This is a genomic window from Paucibacter sp. PLA-PC-4 (genome assembly GCF_026241155.1).
Classification (GTDB): domain Bacteria; phylum Pseudomonadota; class Gammaproteobacteria; order Burkholderiales; family Burkholderiaceae_C; genus Roseateles_E.
Genome location: NZ_JAPFGP010000059.1, coordinates 1 through 1,211 on the forward strand (window position 1 = coordinate 1; position 1,211 = coordinate 1,211).

The window sequence follows — 1,211 nt, forward strand, 5'->3', positions numbered from 1 at the left end:
GCCCACCACTGGGCACGCCTGTTCCAGGCCTCGGGCCACACCGTGCGATTGATCGCGCCGAAGTTCGTCACGCCCTACCGGATGACAGGCAAGCGAGGCAAGAACGACGCAGCCGATGCCGCAGCCATCTGCGAGGCTGTACAGCGCCCGCACATGCGCTTCGTGCCGATCAAGAACCTGGAGCAGCAGTCGCGCCTGATGGTGCACCGTGCCCGCCAGGGGTTTGTCGAGCAGCGCACTGCCACGCTCAACCGCATCCGTGGCCTGCTCAGCGAGTTCGGCATCGTGCTGCCGCTCAAAGCCGCCACCGTACGCCGCCGCGCCTGCGAGTGCCTGGAGGAACTGCCCGGCTACGCCAACACCGTGATCGGCGACCTGCTCAGCGAAGTCACGCGACTGGACGAGCGCGTGGCGCAGTACGACGCCCACATCCAGGCCATGGCCCGCGACGACGCCCGCGCCAAACAGCTGATGCAGCTCGGCGGTGTCGGCCCGACCACAGCCACCTGCTTGCTCGCCATGATCGGCAATGGGCACGACTTCGACTGCGGGCGCCAATTTGCGGCCTGGCTGGGTCTGACGCCGGGCCAGTACAGCTCGGGTGGCAAGACGCGACTCGGGCGTATCACCAAGGCCGGTGACGCCTACCTGCGCAGCCTGCTGGTACTGGGGGCCAAGGCGTTGCTGGCCGCTGCCAAGAACAAGACCGATGCGATCAGCCGCTGGGCCGTGGCCTTGGCCGAGCGGCGCGGCTACTGGCGGGCGGTGGTGGCGATTGCGGCCAAGAATGCACGCATGGCTTGGGCGGTGCTGCGCAAGGGAGAGGCGTTTGCCTTGCCGGCATGACCTGACCCAAACTCGCCAACCATTGGAGCCATAGGACACAAAGAACCACCGCCGTGTGACGGCAAGCGTTGATGACAACAGGTTTGGACCTGCGCGGGGCGTGACCGATTAACTCAAGGGCGGCGCAAGACTTGCCGGCTAACGAATGGGTCCCCCGCGTGCGTCCTTCATCAGGGTCTGCGGCCAGAGAGTGCCGCAACAATGACCGTTTGTAGTTTGGCCAGTCCGCACCTTGTTGTTCTTCCCAGCGCGCGCAGTGACGGCGGCTGATGGTCTAGAAGGGAATCCAGATGCAGAAATGGCCCGCGTTGCGGGCCATCAGGGATTGGTTCGGCTTGACTCTGGGGGGAAGCCCTTGTAGTTGG

The 1,211-nt window shown here is 65.5% G+C and carries 1 protein-coding gene; it reads left to right on the forward strand.

All coding sequences use genetic code 11. The features are described from left to right. Positions 1-846, forward strand: an 846-nt coding sequence (locus tag OOZ63_RS28865; RefSeq protein WP_266009326.1) for an IS110 family transposase, incomplete at its 5' end; no start/stop codon positions are given. Positions 847-1,211 lie beyond the last annotated feature (365 nt).